Genomic DNA, 16,562 nt, shown 5'->3' with positions numbered 1-16,562 from the left:
GCGGAAACGTTATAAAACGGGAAGATGAGCGAGGGCGGTTAACCACGGCGACACAACGGGCACGACGAAAGACAAGAAACAAGATTTTGCTTTTCGCCGTGCCCGCCGCGTCGCCGTGGTTAATGTGCTTTTTTTAGAACTTGTACTGCACTTGCACCGACGCGCCGCCGCCGTCGCGCTTGCCGGCGTAGCCGGTGGCGGCGAAGTCCAGGGTCAGGTTGCGGCTGGCGGTCGGCCGGACGCTGGCGCCCAGGGACAACAGGCCGGTGCCACCCTTCACGCTCGGCGCCTCGATCCTGTAGCTCCCATACGTGGTGGCTTTCGCCTCGCCGTCGAACTCCCGCTCGTAGCCCAGCCCCGCCTTGAGCGTCACCGCCGGGGAGTAGCGGTGCGCCAGTTCCGCGTTCAGGCGCAGGCGCTGCGAATCGACCCGTTCGAAGTGGAGCGGGTCGCCGGCCACGGTGACGTGCTTGCCGCCGACCCGGCTGCCCAGGTATTTGGCCGAGAGGTCCAGCGTCTGGTCGGCGGTCAGCGGCAGTTCATAGCCCACGCCCAGGTGCGCGCTCACGTAGCGGGAATGGAGGCGGTAGCGCGCGAACTCGCCGCTCGCCAGGTTCTGCAGGTCGCCGGTGTCGAAGCTCAGGCGGGTCCTGCCGGCGCGGAGGGACGCCTCGGTGTAGAAGCCGCTGGCGAAGGCATAGCGCCCGAGCAGGCCGGCGCCGTAATAGCGGGCGTGGCCGTCGCCGTCGACCGAAGCGGCGTTGTAGAAACTGTTGTGGCTGTCGTAGTTGCCCCAACCGCCCTCGACGAAGGCACCAGCGGTAAATGCCTCCTGCCGGACGCCGAGGCCGGCGGCGAGGAACTGGTCGTTCGAAGTCACGTGCGAGCCGCTGTCGTAGCGGGAACGGCCGGCCGAGGCCAGGGCGAAGGATGACGCGCCGGAGCCGGACGCCTGGGCGGCGATGGCGTCGAACGCCTCGTCGGCGATGTGGTCGGCGCCCCGCGTGACGAGCATCGCGCCGCCCAGGTAGCCTTCGGACAGGGCCTTGAGCTGCGGATTCACGCGCGCTGCCGGGCGGCCGCCCGAACCGGCCCCGGAATCGCCGTCTGAACCACCACCCGAGCCGCCACCGGAATTACCGCCCGAACCGTCACCCGAACCACTGCTCGGACACGTCTCGCCCGCGCTGGCCTGGCAGGCGAGGATCGTGGCGGTCACTTCCTTGCCGGCGAGGTTGACGCGGGTCTGCACGTCGTATAGCAGCGAGATGCCCTGCTGGAGCATGCCGGTCGAGGTGAGGCCGATGCCGCTGCCGGACAGGCTGCTGGCCGCGCGCATCAGGACGAACTGGTCGCCGGCGTTCAGAGCGTTGCCGGAATGGATGCCGACGACCCTGATCTCGGAAGCCTTGGCCGCCTGCGCACTGTCCAGGTTGTCGGCGTTGCTGCCGAGGACGATCTGCTGCGCGCTGATCAGCGCGGTCGGCTGGTTCGCCAGGGACGGTTGGAGGGTGAAGTTGTATTTCTCGAAGTTGGCGACGGTATGCACGCTGACCGGCTGCGCCGAGAAGTTCAGGGTATTGCCGGTGAACACGTCGTAGCGTTCCGGCTTGTGGTTTGGCGCTTCCAGGTAGCCGCCGTAGAGCGAGGTGTTGCCGCCGAGGATGCGGGCCTGGTCGCCGATGGTGACGGTGTTGTTCGTAGCCAGGGCCCGGGAACCGGATGAAACGACATCGGCGCGCGCCGTTGCGCCGCTGGCCGCCACGCTCGCCGTGCCTGCCGCCACGGACCAGCGGACATACCCGCCGTAAATGGACCCGCCGTCCGTCGACTTGCCGTTCAGGCTGACCACGTTGTCGCTGGCGCTGACGATGCTGTTGACGACCAGCACGGAAGCGTCGGCATCGGCGGTGACGCCCGTGGCGCCGGTAACCATTCCGCCGGCGGCCGTACCGCCTTGCACGTCGAGCGACGCATGGCCGCCGTACAGGCTGCCTCTCACGGCGGCGTTCTTCCGGACGGTGACCGTATTTCCGTCGGCGCGCATCGCTGAATTCTGGATGTCGGCAGTGGCGTTGGCTGCGACGCTGCTGCCGGAAGCGCCGCTGGCGGAGACGTTGGCCGTACCTGCCGTGGCGATGCCGCCGCGCACGCTGCCGGACACCCAGCCGCCGTACAGGCTGCCTTCGACGGCGGCGCCTTCGGCGAGGTCGACCGTGTTGCCGGTGGCGCTGACCCAGGTATGGCTCATCATGGCGGCGGCAATGGCTTCGGCGCGGGCGCTGCCGGCGGTCGCGCTCGCCGTGTTGCCGGTGGCCGTGCCGGCCTGTGCGTCGAGCTCGACGTGGCCGCCGTACAGGCTGCCGTGCACGGTGGCGTTCTCCCCGACGGCGACGGTGTTCGTGTCGGCCTGCGCCCAGTTTTGGAAAGCGTTGATGGAAGAGAAGGCGACGTAGCCGCCCGGGGCGGCCGCCCTGGCGTAGGCATCGTCGGAGGAACTGTCGGCCGTGCCGGCAACGGCTGATGCGCTGTGCGCCGCCAGGGAAACGCGGCCGCCGTACAGGCTGCCCTGGGCGGCGGCGCTTTCGGCGAGGGTGACCGTATTGTGGTTGGCGCTGGCCATAGTCAAGTTGAACAAGGCCATGGCTACGGCATCGGCTACGGCATCGTTCATCGATGCTGTCGCGGTGCCGCTCAGGGCATTTTGGGCCTGCACGTCGATCGTCACGCGGCCACCGTGCAGATCGCCCGTCGCCATGGCGTACCGCCCGACGGTGAGCGTGTTCGTGTCGGCATGCGCTCTGGTGCTGCTGGCTCCGGCGTTGGCGGTACCGGAGGCGGTCCCCGCCGTGCCGCCCCCGCCCGTGGCCATGCCGGCGTGTACGCTGACAGAAGCCTGCCCGCCGTACAGGTCCCCGGTCACGGTGGCGTTATCGGCGAGGTTGAGCCCGTTGCCGTCGGCGTTAACCCAGAAATCCACGGCATCGGCGCTGGCGCTGGCGTCGGCGTTGCGGTGGGTGAAATTGATCGCCGTGCCGCCCTCGGCCGTGCCGCCCCGTACGTCGATCGCCGCGTGGCCGCCGCGCAGGTCCGCCGTGACTGATGCGCCGTCCGCGACGGTGAGCGTGTTGCCGTTGGCGCGGGCATTGGATGCATCGAAGCGGGCGTCGGCGCGGGCGTCGGCCATGACTAGCGCATCGGTGCCGTCGGTCGGCGCGGTGGTCGTGGCGCCGGTGGCTTCGGCCGCGTATACGCCGATCGTCGCCTGTCCGCCGTACAGTTCTCCCGTGACGACCGTGCCCGCGACGATAAGCGTGTTGTCGCCGGCGGCCGCCGTGGTGCCGACGACGCGGGCGCTGGCGTTGGCGGAGACATCGACACTGGTGAAGATGTCGGCAGCGGAGGTCATGGTCACGTCGCCGACGCGGGCCGTGCCGGCATGCGCATCCATCGCCGCCTGTCCGCCGAACAGGCGCCCCGCTACGGTTGCGCTGCCGTTCACGAACAGCGTGTTGGTATCCGCGTGGGTGCCGGCTGCTATGATTTTGGCGTTGGCCTGGGCGTGGGCGTCGATGCTGCCGGTCACGATCACCGAATCGATCTCGGCCCGCCCGGCGCGCGCGTAGATCGACGCCCGGCCGCCGAACAGGTGCCCCGTCAGGGTGGCGCTGTCATTCACGGCCACCTCGTTGCCGCTTGCGCTGGCTCCGGAAGAGACCTCGGCGTCGGCGACGGCGGATCGGGCGTCATTGCCGCCGTTCGTGGCGTTCCCGGCGTAGGCCATGAGCACCGCGTGGCCGCCGAACAAAGTCCCCGCGACCACCGCGTGATCGTCGAGCGTGGCCGTGTTGCCGTTGGCGTTTGCTCCGCCGTAGCTACTGGCGGTGGTGTCGCTGATGCTTCCCGTGCCGCTCAAGTGTTGATCCGACGTAATATTCGTGATCTGCGACAGACCGCCAAGAATGTTGCCCTGAATGCTGCCTTGCCTGATCGCGACGGCGTTTTGTTCCACCCCCGCTCCATTGTTCGAATAGCCGCCGATGATGAAGTCCAGGTGTGTCCCGGACGTGTCGTCGATGATCAGGTCCGCATTGGTGGTCACGGTATAGCCGCCGTCGCGATAGATGACGCCCAGGCTCGTCGGTGCCCCTACCCATAATGGAAGCCCCAGACTCGCCGCCGTTTCGGGCGGCGTCGTGCCGTCGTGGATGATGGTCTGGGCGAATGCGCCGGCGGCGGGCAGGACAAGGGCCAGAGCGGCACTGATCCTGCTGACCAGGAAGCGCGGGGTGTCCCGGCGGCGCGTGCCCGCGTGGCGCCGGCGGCCAGTCGCGCTGCGGCTCATGGTGCGCTCCGCCGCGCCGGGCGGGTGGTTAGAGGGCTGGAGGCTGGAGACGGAGGGCTGAGTCATGGTTCGGAGGTTCCCTGTTCAGATTGTGAGGAATACGCTCCGCCGGGCCGGGTGCGCGAGGGTCACCTGGCCGCGAGGACGAAACGCGGGGGGATTCGTCCGGCATCGGTCTGCGATGCCCGGACGCAAAAGCTCGCGTAGGGTCGCCGCAAACGCGGGAATGTCAAATAGGAATCGTCGGAAAAACCGGATGAGAGATGTGGTTTTTGCCCTATCCCCACTCCGGCCCTCCACTTGAAGGGGAGGGAGAAAGGCAAGGGCTTTTAACCACGACGAACACGACGGGCACAACGAAAAACAAGAAACAGGATTTTGCTTTTCGCCGTGCCCGCCGTGTCGCCGTGGTTAATTACGATTTTCCCGATTTTGTCTTTCGTCGTGCCCGTTGTGCTCGTTATGGTTAAAAAGCCCGCGCTTTTCGCCATGCCCGTCCGCGTCTCTGGTATTTTTGCATCCCCGGAATCGATGCGAGAAAGCGAGAACGCCGTGCTGATCAATTGCGTGGCCTATGAGAACGGCACCAAGCTGGCCGATCTGCCGATCGAGGAAATCAGCGATTACCTGGCGCGGCCGGAATGCTTCGTCTGGGTGGCTTTGGCCGATGCGACGCCGGAAGAACTGGATACGATGAAGGAGGAGTTCTCACTGCACGAGCTGGCCGTCGAGGATGCGCGCCACGGGCACCAGCGGCCGAAGATCGAGGACTACGGCGATTCGCTGTTCGTCGTCATGCATCTGCTGGACTTCGGCCCGAACGCCAGCACGGCGGCCGACGCCGGTACGGGGGAGGTGGACATCTTCGTCGGCCGCAATTACGTGCTGTCGGTGCGCAACCACAGCGTGCAGCACTTCCTCGCCGTGCGCGAGCGCTGCGAGCGCGAGCCGGAACTGCTCCGGCTGGGCTCCGGCTTCGTGCTCTACGCCCTGATGGACGCCACCGTTGACCGCTACATTCCGATCGCCGACCTCCTGGAAACGGAACTGGAGGAGATCGAGGAACTGATCTTCACCCAGGGCGCGGCGCGCGCCAACATCCAGCGGCTCTACTCGTTGAAGAGCCGCGTCATGCGGCTCAAGCACGCGGTGGCGCCGCTGCTGGAGGAGACCGGCAAGCTGTTCGGCAGCCGCGCGCCGGCCGTCTGCGCCAGCGGCCGCGAGTATTTCCGCGACGTGCACGACCACCTGGCGCGCATCAACACCTCGATCGACAACGTCCGCGAAATGATCGGCACGGCGATCCAGGTCAACCTCTCGATGGTGGCCATCGAGGAGAGCGAGGACAACAAGAAGCTGGCCGCCTGGGCCGGGATCTTCGCGGTGGCGACGGCGTTCGCCGGCATCTGGGGCATGAACTTCAAGGCCATGCCCGAACTGGACTGGGCCTACGGCTACCCGGTCGCGCTGATCGTCATCGCCCTGAGCAGCCTGCTGCTCTACCTGCGCTTCAAGCGGGCGGGCTGGCTTTAATCGGGGAGCTCCTGCCAGACGCCGTCGATGAGCCCCTCGATCGGCCGGAAGCGCACCTTGTAGCTCATCTTGCGGCATTCCTGTATCCAGTAGCCGAGATAGAGGTGGGGCCAGTCGTTGTCCAGGCACTGGCGGATCTGCCAGAGGATGTTGTAGGTGCCCAGGCTGGCGGCCGGCAGGTCCGGATCGAAGAAGGTGTAGACCGACGACAGCCCGTCGTCGAGCACGTCGATGATGCTGACCATGCGCAGCTGTCCGCCGTCGCGGAATTCCATCAGCCGGGTGTCGACCTGGCTCTGCAGCAGGAACTGCACGTACTGCTCGCGGTCGTCGTCGTCCATGCCGCCGCCGGAATGGCGCTGCGCCTGGTAGCGGCGGTAGAGGGCGTAGTGTTCCTCGCAGAAGCCGAGCGGCCGCTCGCGTACTTCGAGCGCCTGGTTCGCCTTCAGGCAGCGCCGCTGGCTGCGGTCCGGCACGAAGCGGGCGACCGGCACGCGCACCGGCACGCAGGCCCGGCAGCCGTGGCAGGCCGGACGGTAGGTGAAATCGCCGCTGCGCCGGAAGCCGCGCCGGACCAGTTCGGCGTAGATGTCGGCGCCGACCAGCTGCGGCGGGATGGCCACGCGCGAGACGGCTTCCCGGCCGGGCAGGTAGCTGCACGGATGCGGCGCCGTGTCGCAGAACTGCAGCAGCGACAGCGGCAGGTCGGAATCGTTGAGGCGCGTCATCGCCAGTCGCCCGCCGCCGCGTCGGCCGGCCAGCGGCCGCACAGGGGCGGGATGGCGGTCAGGTGCCGCACGTTGAGGATGAAGTCGTCGCGCGGGATTTCCCGGGCGCCCAGCGAGGCGAGGTGCGAGGTGTTCATCTGGCAGTCGATCAGGCCGAAGCCCTGTTGTTCAAGAAAGCGCGCCAGATGGGCGATGGCGATCTTCGAGGCGTCGGTGACGTGGGTGAACATCGATTCTCCGTAGAACATCTTGCCGATGGCGATGCCGTACAGGCCGCCGGCGAGCTTGCCATCGACCCACGTTTCGACCGAGTGCGCGTAGCCGAGTTCGTGCAGCCGGAGATACGCGGCCTGGATCTCGGGTGTGATCCAGGTGCCCGCCTGGCCGGGACGGCGCTTGCGCGCGCAGGCCTGGATCACCGCCTTGAAGCCGCTGTCCAGGCACACCCGGTAGCCGCCCTGGCGCAGGGTCTTGCGCAGCGAGCGCGAAATCCTGAATTCGCCGGGGAACAGGACCATGCGCGGATCGGGGCTCCACCACAGGATCGGTTCGCCCGGCGAGTACCAGGGGAAGATGCCGTTGATGTAGGCCTGCACTAGGCGCTGCGGCGTCAGGTCGCCGCCCGCGCAGAGCAGGCCGTTCGGCTCGCGCAGGGCGAGTTCGAGCGGCGGGAAGTTCTCGGCGTTGCCCAGCCAGGGAATCATCGGGCGGCTCCGGGCGCGCGGCGGTCGTCGGCAAAGGCGACGGCGTGGTTGACGCCGAGCCGGATGCCGATCGTTTCGCCCAGGGCGTGGTGATGGTGCGAGGGAACCAGGAGCTGGGCCTCGGCGCCGCTCGGCAGGCGCAGCGTATACAGGAACTCGGCGCCGCGGAAGGCGCGGTGCACCACCTCGGCGCGCAGCGCGCTGCACTCGTCGTAGACGATGTCGTTGGCGCGCAGCAGCACCTGCACCGGGCAGCCGCGGCCGGCGGCGAGCGGCAGGCGCGGCGAGAGCCGGCCGAGCTCGACGTCGATCCGGCCGCCGTCGGCGACCGTGCCGGGCAGGAAGGCGCCCTGGCCGATGAAGTCGGCGACGAAGCGGTTGGCCGGGCGGTGGTAAAGGTCGTACGGCGTATCCCACTGCTGGATCGTCCCGTCCGCCATCAGGCCGATCTCGTCGGCCATGGCGAAGGCCTCGTTCTGGTCGTGCGTGACCAGGATGGCGGTCATGCCCTGCTGCTTGAGGATGGCGCGTATTTCGTGCGACAGGCGTTCGCGCAATTCCGCGTCGAGATTGGAGAAGGGCTCGTCGAGCAGGACCAGTTCGGGGCGCGGGGCGAGGGCGCGGGCCAGCGCCACGCGCTGCTGCTGCCCGCCCGAGAGTTCGTGCGGATACTTGCGCTCCTGGCCGGACAGTCCGACCGTCGCGAGCAGTTCCTCCACCCGCGCCCGGCGCTCGCGCCCGCTCAGCGCGGCCAGCCCGAAGCCGATGTTGCCGGCGACGGTGAGGTGGGGAAACAGCGCGTAGTCCTGGAAGACCATGCCGATGCGCCGCTTTTCCGGCGGCAGGCTGAATCCCGGCCGGCTGACCGGCGCGCCGTCCAGGCGGATTTCCCCCTCGACGATCGGCTCGAACCCGGCGATGCAGCGCAGCAGGGTCGTCTTGCCGCAGCCCGACGGCCCGAGCAGGCAGACGATGCCGCCCGTGTCCACGCGGAAGCCGACGCCGTCGACGACGGTATGCGCGCCGTAGCGCTGGACGATGCGATCGAGTTCGAGGTGGGCCATGGGCGGCGACGGTCTGGCGGGACGGGGGGATTATACGGTCCCGCCGCGGGCTTCCGGCCGCGCCCGCGCCGTTTTGAGCACCGCGCGCGATACCGTACCATTCGGCATGTCGGCGCCGGGTCTGTCGCGCCCCGGAGGGAGGAAGGAATGGAACGCGGAATCCGCATCGCGCTGCTGGGCGAATGCATGATCGAGCTGCGCGGCCAGCTGTTCGGCACGATGCAGCAATACTTCGGCGGGGACACGCTGAACACCGCCGTGTATCTGGCGCGCCTCGCCGCCGACGGCGGCATCGAGGTGGCCTACGCCACGGAACTCGGCACCGATGCCTTCAGCGAGGCGATGCTGCGCGCGTGGCGGGACGACCGCATCGATACCAGCCTGGTCATCCGCGAACCCGGCCGCATGCCGGGGCTGTATACGATCCAGGTTGACGAGACCGGCGAGCGCACCTTCTACTACTGGCGCGATTCCAGCGCGGCGCGGCACTACTTCGACGGCGCCAGCAGTCCGCTGGAGGACGCGCTCGGCACGCTCGACGCGCTGTATTTCAGCGGCATCAGCCTGGCGGTGCTGTCCCGCCACGGGCGCGAGCGGCTGTTCAAGTGCGCCGAACGGCTGCGCGCCGCGGGCCGGCAGGTGATCTTCGACAACAATTTCCGCGCCCGCCTGTGGCCGGGCCTCGCCGACGCGCGTGCCTGGTACGAACGGGCGTTCGCCTGCTGCGACCTGGCGATGATCACGCTGGACGACAACCAGGCGCTCTACGGGCTGCCGGACGCGGCGTCGGCGATCCGCCACGCCTGCGCGCTGCCGCCCGGCGAGGTGGTGATCAAGCGCGGCGCCGAGCCGACGCTGGTGCGCCTCGCTGGCCGCGAACCGATCGCGGTGCCCACCTTCCCGGTGGCCAAGGTGGTGGACACCACCGGCGCCGGCGACTCCTTCGCCGGCGGCTATCTGGCTGCCCGCCTGCAGGGGCAGGGGCCGGAGGTGGCGGCCCGGTCGGGCAACAAGCTCGCCTCGATCGTGATCCAGCATGCCGGAGCGATCATCCCGCGCGAGGCGATGCCGGTGTTTTTCTTCGCCTGAGCGCCCTCCATGAAGCTCGCGGCGTCGCCGGGCCTGCTCATCCTCGCCGCCGTGGTGGCCGGCCTGATCGGGCTGCCGGTGGCCAGCGTGCTGGCGCACGTGTTCGACGGCGGCACGTCGGGCGTCTGGCGGCATCTGGCCGCGACGGTACTGCCCGAATACGTCGGCAACACGCTGTGGCTGTGCCTCGGGGTCGGATCGGGCACCGTCGCCGTCGGCGTGTCCACCGCCTGGCTGACCGCCATGCACCGCTTTCCGGGCAGCCGGATTTTCGAATGGGCGCTGGTGCTGCCGCTGGCCGTCCCGGCCTACGTGCTGGCCTACGTCTACACCGACTTCCTGCAGTTCGCCGGCCCGGTGCAGAGCGCCTTGCGCGAGGCGTTCGGCTGGACGCGGGCCGACTACTTCTTCCCCGAAGTGCGCAGCCTGGGCGGCGCCATCGTGCTGTTCGTCTTCGTGCTCTATCCCTACGTCTACCTGACCGCCCGCGTGGCCTTCATCGAGCGCGCCGGCGGCATGCTGGAGGCGGCGCGCACGCTGGGCCTGGGGCCGTGGCGCAGTTTCCTGCGGGTGTCCGTGCCGCTGGCGCGGCCGGCCGTGGCGGCGGGGACGACGCTGGCCCTGATGGAAACCCTGGCCGACTACGGCGCCGTCTCGTACTTCGGCGTGCAGACCTTCACCACCGGCATCTACCGCGCCTGGTTCTCGCTCGGCGACCGCATCGCCGCGGCGCAGCTCGCCGCCGCGCTGCTCGGCTTCGTGATCGCGTTGCTGCTGCTGGAACAGGCCTCGCGCCGCCGCGCCCGTTTCCACGACACCACCGGGCGCGATCGGCCGCGACGCGGCCAGCCGCTGCGCGGCGTGCCGGCGGTCCTGGCCTGCGCCGCCTGCCTGGCGCCGGTGGTCATCGGCTTCCTGCTGCCGGCCGGCCTGCTCCTGCGCCTGGCGCTGCTCGAAGGCGACGCGCAGTTCGGGGCGCCGTTCATCCGCCTGACCCGCAACAGTTTCATCCTGGCCGGCGTGACCGCGGCCGCCGCCGTTGGCCTCGCCGTCCTGCTGGCCTACGGCGCCCGCCTGGCGAAGGGCAGGATGCCGGCGGCGCTGAACCGGCTGGTCGGGCTCGGCTACGCCGTGCCGGGCTCGGTCATCGCGGTGGGCGTGCTGATTCCGGTGACGCGGCTGGACCACTGGCTGAACCAGCAGTGGCAGGACTGGTTCGGCGTCAACCCCGGCCTGCTGCTGACCGGCGGTATCGCGGCGCTGGTCTACGCCTACCTCGTGCGCTTCCTCGCCGTCGCCCTGCAGACGGTGGGCGCCAGCCTGGCGAAGATCACGCCGGGCATGGACGAGTCGGCGCGCAGCCTCGGCGAGGGCGCGGGCGGCGTCCTGCGCCGGGTGCATCTGCCGGTGCTGCGCGGGAGCCTGCTGACGGCGGGACTGCTGGTGTTCGTCGACGTGATGAAGGAACTGCCGGCGACGCTGGTGATGCGGCCGTTCAATTTCGACACGCTGGCCACCCAGGCCTACGTGCTCGCCTCGGACGAGCGCCTGGCGGAAGCCTCGACCGCCGCGCTGGCTATCGTCGCGGCCGGCCTGCTGCCGGTGATCGTGCTCTCGCGGCAGATTTCGCGCCGGGGGCGCCCCGGCCGCGCCGCGCCGTAGTCCGGCCGGTCAGAGCGCCTGGACCGGATTCCTGATGCCGTCGGGAAAGGCCGTGTCCTCGCCGCGTGTCCGCCATCGGGCAAGGTCGCGGTTGCGCGAGGCGACGGCGCCTTCCCAGAGCTGGTAGGCGTCCTCGCCCAGCATCAGGCGCACCGGCGCCGCGGCGCTTGCCACCATGTCGATGATCACGTGCGCAGCCTTGGCCGGATCGCCCGTCTGCCGGCCGTCCTGCGTGGCGAAATATTCGGCCAGGCCCGCGTCCAGCGCCGCATAGTCGGCGATCCCGGCGGCGGCCTGCATGGCGGCGCTGCCTGCGAAGCCGGTACGGAACGCGCCCGGCTCGATCAGCGTCACGCGGATGCCGAACGGCTTGACCTCATGGTGCAGCGCCTCGGTGAAGCCCTCCAGCGCGAACTTGGACGCGCAATAGAGGCCGTTGCCGGGGAACGCCACCAGACCGGCGATGCTGGTCAGGTTGAGGATGTGGCCGGACCTCTGCGCGCGCATCTGCGGCAGCACCTCGCGCGACAGCTCGGCGGCGGCGAAGAAGTTCAGCTCCAGGTTGGCGCGGATCTGCGCGGAGGTGAACTCCTCCAGCGCGCCGTAAGCGCCCGCGCCCGCGATGTTGGCGAGCACGTCGAGGCGGCCGAACCTTTCGATCGCCGCTTGCAGCGCCTGCTTGCGCGCGGCGGCGTCGGTCACGTCCAGCTGCAGCGCCAGGGCGCGCCCGCCGTGGGCGGCGGCGATGGCCTGCAGCGGCTCCAGGCGGCGCGCGGTGAGGACGGCGCTGTCGCCCCTGGCCAGGACCAATTCCGCCAGTGCCTTGCCGAAGCCGGACGAGGCGCCGGTGATGAACCAGATTTTCATGAGGGATCTCCTTGTGGATGGAATTCAAGCGAAGGCATCGATGCCGGTCAGCCCGGCCGACAGCGTCCACAGGCACTTGGCCAGTGCGGGATCGATGGCGTAGTCGCGCACGCCGGTCTCGGTCGGCGTCGGGGTGTTGTCGCGTACCGCCACGTCGCAGTTCTCGCAGTACAGGCCGCCCTTGCCTGCGAGCAGCGGCGAGGTGGCGGCCCACACCGTGGTGGCGGCGCCTTGCGGCGGGGTCTTGAAGTTGGGGTCGATGACTTCACCCTTGTCGTTGAGCCAGCCCAGCGAGGTCAGCTCCTCCATGCTCATGTGGCGTTGCAGCGGGGTGTAGATCGAACCCGGATGCACCGAGAAAGCACGCACGCCCTTGGCCTGGCCGAGCGTGTCGAGCTGTTTGGCGAACAGCGCGATCGCGGTCTTGGACTGGCCGTAGGCCAGCCACTTGTCGTAGCCGGTGGTGAACTGCACGTCGTCCCAGCGCATCGGCGAAAAGTGGTGGCCCCTCGACGACAGCGACACGACGCGCGCGCCGGGGGCGATGGCCGGCCACAGCAGGTTGACCAGCGCGTAGTGGCCGAGGTGGTTGGTGCCGAACTGCGACTCCCAGCCGTCGCCCACGCGCGTCTCCGGGTTGGCCATCACGGCGGCGTTGCAGATGACGATGCCGGCCTGGCGGCCGCCGGCGACGAAACGTTCGGCACAGGCGCGCACGCTGGCGGGGTCGGCCAGATCGAGTTGATCGACCTCGACCTTGGGCACGCCGTCCAGCGCCTTGCGGGCCGCTTCGGGGTTGCGCGCCAGCACCAGCACGCGCGCGCCGGCGCCGGCCAATGCCTTGGTGGTTTCCAGGCCCAGGCCGGAGTGGCCGCCGGTGACGATGGCCAGCTTGCCGGACAGGTCGATGCCGGCCAGCACCCCGGCGGCGGTGCTGTGGAAGCCGAAGCCGGAGTTCAGGGGAGTTTGCGGATCGTGCATGAGAACATCTCTTTCGTGATCAATGGCATTCCGGCTCAGCCCGGCCGGTGGAAGGCGCAGAGCTTGTTGCCGTCCGGGTCGCGCACATAGGCCAGATAGAGCGGGCCGGCCGGCGTCTCGCGCTTGCCCGGCGGGTCTTCGCAGGCGGTGCCGCCGTGGGCCAGCGCGGCGGCGTGGAAGGCTTCGACCTGTTCCGGGCTGTCGATCAGGAAACCGACGGTGCCGCCGTTGGCGGGCGTGGCCGGCTGGCCGTTCAGCGGCTGCGCCACGGCGAATATGAAGCCCTTGTGCCGGTACATCACACGCGGCGAACCGAAGACCAGCGGCGTACCGGGGGCGACGCCGATGACGCCGAGCGCGGCATCGTAGAAACGCTTGGAGCGGACCAGATCATTGCTCCCGAGGAGCAGGTGGCTGAACATCGTTCGTCCTTTCTTTGGTCGATGAGAAGCGGCGGGGCGCCAATGCGCCTCACGCACGGGGTGAGCAATACAGCGATGCCCCGGCTGTCGCGGGCGTCACAGCCGGATTTCCACGACCTCGGAGCCGTCGAAGGCGGTGTCCTCGCCGCGTGCGCGCCAGCTGTTCAGGTCTTCGATGCGCCTGGCGATGGTGGCGTCCCAGATCGAGAAGGCATCGCGGCCCAGCATCAGGCGCACCGGCGGCGCGTCGCTGGCGACTGCCTCCAGCATCCGCCGGGCGGCCTTGGCCGGGTCGCCCATCTGCTTGCCGGCGGAGGTTTCCAGGTAGGTCTCGAACGGCTCGACCATGGGGCGATAGGCGGCGATGCTTCGCGCCGGGCGCATGTTCACGTCGCCCGCGAACTCGGTGCGGAACGCGCCCGGCTCGACCAGGGTGACGTGGATGCCCAGCGGCCTGGCCTCGATGGCCAGCGATTCCGTCCAGCCCTCGATGGCGAACTTGGCGGCGCAGTAGGGGCCGGCGGCGTTCATCGCCACCAGCCCGGCGATGCTGCTCACCGTGAGGATGTGGCCCGCGCCCTGCCGACGCATCTGCGGCAGCACGGCGCGGCTCATCTCGGCGGCGGCGAAGAAGTTCAGCTCCATCTGCTCGCGCAACTGGTCCAGGCTGAATTCCTCGCAGGCGCCCGCCACGCCGCGCCCGGCCACGTTGGCCAGCACGTCGATGCGGCCGCAGCGCGCCAGCGTGTCGGCCACGGCCCGGTCGCGCGCGGCGGCGTTGGTCACGTCCACGGCCAGCGGCAGCACGCGGTCTTCATGGCCCTGGGCGATGGCTTGCAGGCGGTCCAGGCGGCGGGCGGTGATGACGGCGATGTCGCCATTGGCGATCACGGCCTCGGCCAGCGCCTTGCCGAAGCCCGAGGAGGCGCCAGTGATGAACCAGACTTTCTTTGCATTGCTCATTGGATTTCTTTCCTGTGTGTCAGAGGGTGGTCAGACCGCCCGACGAGCCGCCGGCGATCACTGCGGTTGGGGTGCCCATGCGCCGGACTCCTGTGTCTGCATGGCGCGCCACCAGCGGCTGCCTTCATGCGGCGCGTTCATGTCGATGCGCTCGCCCATCATCGGCGTGGCGACCGGCACGCCGCGCCCGGCGGCGAAACGCAGCACCTGCTCGAACGGGTCGTCCCAGGCGTGCATGGCCAGGTCGAACGTGCCGTTGTGGATGGGCAGCAGCCAGCGTCCGCGCAAGTCCTGGTGCGCCTGCACGGTTTCCGGCGGGTGCATGTGCACGTAGGGCCACCGCGCGTTGTAGGCGCCGGTTTCCATCAGCGTCAGGTCGAACGGGCCGAAGCGCTCGCCGATCTCGGCGAAGCCCTTGAAGTAGCCGCTGTCGCCGCTGAAGAACAGGCGATAGTCGTCGTCCTCGATGACCCACGAGGCCCACAGCGTGCGGTTGCCGTCGGTCGGGCCGCGGCCCGAGAAATGCTGCGCGGGCGTGGCGGTGAACCGCAGGCCGTCCACCTCGGTGCCCTGCCACCAGTCGAACTGCCGGATCCTGTCCCCGGCGATGCCCCAGCCGGCCAGCCGGTCGCCCACGCCCAGCGGCGCAAGGAACAGTTCCACCCTGGCCGCAAGCGCCTGGATGGCGGCGTGGTCGAGGTGGTCGTAGTGGTCGTGCGAGAGAATCACGGCGCGGATGGGCGGCAGCTCGTCGATGGCGACCGGCGGCGCGTGGAAGCGCTTGGGGCCCATGAACCGCATGGGCGAGGCGCGCTCGGAGAACACCGGGTCCGTGAGCCACCATCGGCCGCGCAGCTTGATCAGCACCGTGGAGTGGCCCAGGCGGTACAGGCTGCGGTCGGGCGCGGCGTCCAGCTCGGCGCGGGTCAGGCGCCGGATGGGGACGGGCGCCGCGGGCGCGGTGCCCGCGGGCTTGTTGAAGAAGAAATCCCACCACACGCGCAGCGTGGATCCAGGCAGGTCGCCCGGACCGGGCGGGCGCTGGTTGTGAAAGCGCCCGTCGCGCGACCGGGGCGACGAGGCGTAGTCGGCAAGCTTGGGTTGCAGCATGGCGTGGGTGCTCCAGGCGATGAGTGCAATGAGGGCGGCGATGCCCGCACCGCGGCGTAAAAAGGTCATGGAGAAGGGGCGCAAGCAGCAGGGCGGCGGCTGCGCCGGAGGGCGCGGCGCCGCGCGGGCGGCTTCAAGCGCCGAGGTGCTGCCGGTAGAACGGCACCAGTTGCTCCAGCGCCTTGGCGGTGGCCTCGGGCTGGTCGTACAGGTCGTAGTGGCTGACGCCCGCGACGATCTGGAGGCTCTTCTGGGGCGAACGCGCGCGCCCGTAGAGTTCCAGCCCGTCCCTGTAGGAGCCGAAGCCGCCCGGCACGCCGCCGATGACGATGTGCAGCGGCTGGGTCAGCAGCACCTCGGCCAAGTGGAAGGCGTCCCAGCCCACCGCCGCGGCGGTGCTCGTGAAGCGCAGCTTGTTGGGCGAGCCCGGCTGCCGGCCGCGCGGCGTGGTGTAGTACTCGACGGCCTCGACGATGTCGATGTCGTCGAGGCCGGCCTGCACGCGCTCCGCCTCGGAGTTCGGGATGTAGCCCACGATCAGCGGCTCGGCGCCGCGCGCCTCGGCGGTGCGCTGCCTGGCGATGGCGTCCAGCGTCTTGAGCGCGGCGTCGGGCGTCATGTCGCCCTCGCGCATCAGGCGGCTGTAGTTGGCGGCAACCACGGTGCCCACGGCCTTGAAGCGCCGCTCGGTCATCGCCGCGCTGACGGCATATCCGCCGCCGCCGCACACGCCCAGCACGCCGATACGCTCCTCATCGACGCAGGGCAGCGTGACCAGATGGTCCAAGGCGCAGCGGAAGTCCTCGACGCGCGTGGCCGGGTCTTCGCTGAAGCGCGGCTCGCCGCCGCTGGCGCCCTGGGTGGAGGCGTCGAAGGCCAGCGTGATGAAACCGGCCCGGGTCAGCGCCTCGCCGTAGATGGCGCCCGCGGTCTGCTCCTTGCAGCTGCTGATGGGGTGGGCGCAGACGATGGCCGCGTATTTCCTGCCGGCGTCGAAGCCCTCGGGCAGGCGCAGCGTGGCGGCCACGTCCCAGGTGCCGCGCTTGAAGGTGACGGATTGCGTTTGGCTCATGAAATGCTCCTTGACTGGCGGG

General features: G+C 69.4%; 13 protein-coding genes. 3 read left to right on the top strand and 10 right to left on the bottom strand.

Annotated features, from left to right (window positions below; all coding sequences use genetic code 11):
* Positions 1 to 133: 133 nt before the first annotated feature.
* The gene (locus QM701_RS04680; RefSeq protein ID WP_415165926.1) at positions 134 to 4,411 is read right to left on the bottom strand and encodes a hypothetical protein; all 4,278 of its coding nucleotides are present in this window, start codon (positions 4,409 to 4,411) and stop codon (positions 134 to 136) included.
* A 486-nt stretch (positions 4,412 to 4,897) separates the two neighbouring features.
* Here QM701_RS04680 and QM701_RS04675 point away from each other — a divergent pair, with 486 nt between their 5' ends.
* Positions 4,898 to 5,878, top strand: coding sequence for a magnesium and cobalt transport protein CorA (locus QM701_RS04675; protein WP_415169345.1), 981 nt, complete (start codon positions 4,898 to 4,900; stop codon positions 5,876 to 5,878).
* Here QM701_RS04675 and QM701_RS04670 read toward each other — a convergent pair.
* Genes QM701_RS04670 through QM701_RS04660 form a run of 3 tightly spaced genes read right to left on the bottom strand, consistent with a single transcriptional unit; the run spans position 5,875 to position 8,374 of the window.
* Positions 5,875 to 6,606, bottom strand: a complete 732-nt coding sequence (locus QM701_RS04670; RefSeq protein ID WP_415165925.1) for an arginyltransferase — start codon at positions 6,604 to 6,606, stop codon at positions 5,875 to 5,877. The genes QM701_RS04675 and QM701_RS04670 overlap by 4 nt on opposite strands.
* Positions 6,603 to 7,310 carry a leucyl/phenylalanyl-tRNA--protein transferase gene (gene aat / locus QM701_RS04665; protein WP_415165924.1) on the bottom strand — a complete coding sequence of 236 codons (708 nt, stop codon included), beginning with the start codon at positions 7,308 to 7,310 and terminating at the stop codon, positions 6,603 to 6,605. The genes QM701_RS04670 and aat overlap by 4 nt, the downstream gene beginning before the upstream one ends.
* Complete coding sequence (locus QM701_RS04660) at positions 7,307 to 8,374, bottom strand: ABC transporter ATP-binding protein (protein WP_415165923.1); 1,068 nt, start codon at positions 8,372 to 8,374, stop codon at positions 7,307 to 7,309. The genes aat and QM701_RS04660 overlap by 4 nt, the downstream gene beginning before the upstream one ends.
* Positions 8,375 to 8,521: 147 nt before the next feature.
* Here QM701_RS04660 and QM701_RS04655 point away from each other — a divergent pair, with 147 nt between their 5' ends.
* Positions 8,522 to 9,463, top strand: a complete 942-nt coding sequence (locus QM701_RS04655; protein ID WP_415165922.1) for a sugar kinase — start codon at positions 8,522 to 8,524, stop codon at positions 9,461 to 9,463.
* Between the two features lie 9 nt (positions 9,464 to 9,472).
* The gene (locus tag QM701_RS04650) at positions 9,473 to 11,125 is read left to right on the top strand and encodes an ABC transporter permease (RefSeq protein ID WP_415165921.1); all 1,653 of its coding nucleotides are present in this window, start codon (positions 9,473 to 9,475) and stop codon (positions 11,123 to 11,125) included.
* A 9-nt stretch (positions 11,126 to 11,134) separates the two neighbouring features.
* Here QM701_RS04650 and QM701_RS04645 read toward each other — a convergent pair whose 3' ends face one another.
* From QM701_RS04645 to QM701_RS04620, 6 genes are all read right to left on the bottom strand, one after another.
* Positions 11,135 to 11,992, bottom strand: coding sequence for an oxidoreductase (locus tag QM701_RS04645; protein ID WP_415165920.1), 858 nt, complete (start codon positions 11,990 to 11,992; stop codon positions 11,135 to 11,137).
* Between the two features lie 24 nt (positions 11,993 to 12,016).
* A complete protein-coding gene (locus QM701_RS04640) occupies positions 12,017 to 12,973 on the bottom strand; it encodes an SDR family NAD(P)-dependent oxidoreductase (protein WP_415165919.1) in 957 nt (318 codons plus the stop codon).
* A 35-nt stretch (positions 12,974 to 13,008) separates the two neighbouring features.
* The gene (locus tag QM701_RS04635) at positions 13,009 to 13,395 is read right to left on the bottom strand and encodes a VOC family protein (protein WP_415165918.1); all 387 of its coding nucleotides are present in this window, start codon (positions 13,393 to 13,395) and stop codon (positions 13,009 to 13,011) included.
* 96 nt (positions 13,396 to 13,491) lie between these two features.
* Positions 13,492 to 14,358, bottom strand: coding sequence for an oxidoreductase (locus QM701_RS04630; protein ID WP_415165917.1), 867 nt, complete (start codon positions 14,356 to 14,358; stop codon positions 13,492 to 13,494).
* A 57-nt stretch (positions 14,359 to 14,415) separates the two neighbouring features.
* The gene (locus QM701_RS04625; protein WP_415165916.1) at positions 14,416 to 15,468 is read right to left on the bottom strand and encodes an MBL fold metallo-hydrolase; all 1,053 of its coding nucleotides are present in this window, start codon (positions 15,466 to 15,468) and stop codon (positions 14,416 to 14,418) included.
* A 133-nt stretch (positions 15,469 to 15,601) separates the two neighbouring features.
* Complete coding sequence (locus tag QM701_RS04620) at positions 15,602 to 16,540, bottom strand: alpha/beta hydrolase (RefSeq protein WP_415165915.1); 939 nt, start codon at positions 16,538 to 16,540, stop codon at positions 15,602 to 15,604.
* Positions 16,541 to 16,562 lie beyond the last annotated feature (22 nt).

The sequence above is a fragment of the Propionivibrio sp. genome (genome assembly GCF_047602565.1).
Classification (GTDB): domain Bacteria; phylum Pseudomonadota; class Gammaproteobacteria; order Burkholderiales; family Rhodocyclaceae; genus Propionivibrio.
This window is presented reverse-complemented; position numbering and strand designations above follow the sequence as displayed.